Below are 3120 nucleotides of genomic sequence, written 5' to 3'. Positions count from 1 at the left end.
AAATTATCCAATACATCACTATGGTCGCCCCACAAGTGTTCTGCAATGATTTCTTTGGAAAGCACACGGCCTTTGTTTGAAATAAAAAACACTAACAAATCATATTCCTTTCGCGTAAGTGCAATTGACTTTCCATTAATATAAGCGGTTCTAGATTTGGTATCAATGCTTATTTCATGAAATTTAATAAGGTCATTACCTCCAAATTTCCCCCGGCGAAGTATCGCAGTGATGCGCGAGTTAAGTTCTGCAAGATGAAACGGCTTGGTCAAATAATCATCGGCGCCAAGATCCAATCCCTCTAATTTATCACTTAACGAATTGTTTGCTGAAATAATAATAACACCAGCAGTTTTCTTTTCTTTCTTGAGTACTTTCAAAATATCAAGGCCACTGCCTGAAATAAGGCAAATATCTAATATGATGACATCGTAATCATACATATGAATTTTATCAAAGGCTTCATCATAATCTGAAGCAACCTCACAAACATTGCCATCACGTGTTAAATACGTAGCGATGGATTGTTGTAAATCTATTTCATCTTCGGCTATTAAATATTTCATGTGTCTATAATTACCTCTATAAGTTTCAAATAATAAATTTAATATTGGATGCTCAAAAATTTCTAAAGTAGCTACAGATGAGAACACCATGGTTCATACCCATTTCATCAAGATGTTAAAAAATATTTAAATTTTTTAAGATTCAACCTCACGGAAATAAAAAACAATCCATAGTTCATACCTTCTATTCTTTTATCAATTTTAAAATTGTTGGTAACACAACGAGCAAAAGAGGTAAGGCAAAGATCAATCCTCCAATTACGGCAATAGCGAGTGGCTGATGCAATTGTGCCCCGGCGCCTATGCCCAAAGCTAAAGGTAAAAGGGCCATAATAGCTGCAAATGCAGTCATTAGCTTTGGACGCAGACGGGCAGCTATGGCGTATTCAATTCTTTCAATATGTGATAAGGACGCGTCACCTTCTTGATATTGCCGGTACGTGAAAATTGAATTTTCGCCAATGATTCCAACAATCATGATGATGCCCGTATAACTACCAACATTTAATGGCGTTCCGGTAATATATAGACTCAACAAACATCCTGCAACACCTAAAACTGCAATAACGATAATGGCCAGCGCTATTTTTATCTTTCTAAACAGAAACAAAATAACAATGAACACTAACAAAATAGCTGAAATCAAAATCATCATTAATTCTTTAAATGCTTTTTGTTGATCTTGATACGCACCACCATATTCTATGGTATAACCTGACGGAAGGGATATGTTTTTGTTCAAGTGACTTTGTACGTCTTTTAAAGTTGAACCTAAATCGCGATTATTCAATCGGGCAGTAATAACGCCCATCGATTTTTGATTTTCACGATTAATTTCTGCCACGCCTTTTCCCATTTCAATTGAAGCCACAACATTGATAGGAACGCTGGCGCCACTTGGCAATAAAATAGAGGTGTTTTTTAAATTTTCAACCGAGGTTTTATAAGCATCCGGATAGATTAGTCGAATATTCACTATTTGTTCTTTGTCTATCATGGTACTCACCACAGTACCTTCAATTTGGGTCTGAATTTGTAATTGAAAATCGGCAACGGTCAAGCCCAATTGTGATAACACTGGAACATTTGGAATAATAGAGACAGTTGGCCCGGCAACAATGACGCCATCGTTGACATCGGCAGTACCTGCTACTGTTTCGAGTTCTGTCGCAATTTTTTTCGAAAGTAACTCCAAAATTGTCACATCATCCCCAAAAACCTTGACCTCAATAGGCTGTACCGAGCTCATCAAATCGCCAAGCATATCGCCAATCACCTGTCCAAAATCAATAGTGAGTTGTGGAACGGCCTCTTCAACACGTTTTCTTATTTCGTCAGAAACTTTCGTGGTGGTTTTGTTTCGTTTGTCTTTGAGTTTTATTAAATAATCCCCACGGTTAGGCTCCGTAATAAAAAAACCCATTTGCGTTCCTAATCTGGCGGAATACGCCTCTACTTCTGACTGTGTATCTAAAACACCGTTCACAATTTGGAGCATTCTATCGGTTTCTTCAAGGGTTGTGCCGGCAGGACTATAGTAATCCAAAACGATGCTTCCTTCATCCATTTCAGGAAGAAAACCAGAGGGCAAACGCGAGGGAACGATGATAAGAACAAGAACACAGACTCCAAAAAACAGAATGCCAATGATTGGTTTTTCCAAAACACTGTGAATCCATTTGGTTTTGGGCTCATGTTTATGTTCCAACGTTTTATTTCGTGTAAAAATAATGGACAGCACTGGCACAATTAACCAGGTGGCCAAAAACGAGGCGGCCAGTGCAATTATCATACTAAATGCCATCACTTTAAAATAGGCGCCGGCAACACCTGTCATCAGCACAAAAGGAATAAAAATAACCAAGGTACTCAATGACGATCCTACCATGGCAGGAAATAGATAAACAATGGCTTCATGTGAAACCCAAGTTATGGACTGTTTCGGATTTTCTTCTCTTATTTTATGAATTTGTTCAATAATGATGACCACATCATCTATCATGAGGCCGATGGCGGCGGCAATAGCGCCCAAGGTCATAATGTTGAAGGTATAACCTATGGCATCCAATAAAATCAATGTCAATGACAAGGATACGGGTATGGTAAACAAAACAACCAAACTGGCAGAAAAAGAGCGGAGAAATATAATGACGACTACAAGCGCCAATACCAATCCAATCCATAAGACATCTTTGATACTAGCAATACTCGTATTGACAAAATCGGCTTGTTTATAATAGAGTTTTAAAGTGACCCCTTTGGGAAGGGTTTTCTGTAACTCAGCCACCTTATGTTCAATGGTATTATTGACCTCTATTAGATTGGCGTTCGGCTGTTTTATGACAGCAATCAGTGGTATATTCTTACCATTGGCAAGGATTTTCACGTATTCTTTGACCTCATTTACTTCAATAGATGCAATATCCGTGAGGCGAATCAATCGATTAGGGCTATTAATAATAACCAAATTCTGCAGATCCTCCAAATCATCTACCGCATTATCAGTGAGTGTCAGATACATGCGATTGAATTCTGTGATGTAGCCATTGGATTG

The 3120-nt window shown here is 38.1% G+C and carries 2 protein-coding genes; both read right to left on the bottom strand.

All coding sequences use genetic code 11. The annotated features are described in order from the left end of the window. On the bottom strand, positions 1 to 566 hold a 566-nt coding region (locus ABIQ28_RS03595; RefSeq protein WP_348035383.1), incomplete at its 3' end, for a response regulator transcription factor. 184 nt (positions 567 to 750) lie between these two features. Continuing rightward, the coding region (locus ABIQ28_RS03590; protein ID WP_348035382.1) for an efflux RND transporter permease subunit at positions 751 to 3120 on the bottom strand (2370 nt) is incomplete at its 5' end.

The organism is Gelidibacter sp. (genome assembly GCF_039916245.1).
In the GTDB taxonomy this organism is placed as follows: Bacteria; Bacteroidota; Bacteroidia; order Flavobacteriales; family Flavobacteriaceae; genus Gelidibacter.
This window is presented reverse-complemented; position numbering and strand designations above follow the sequence as displayed.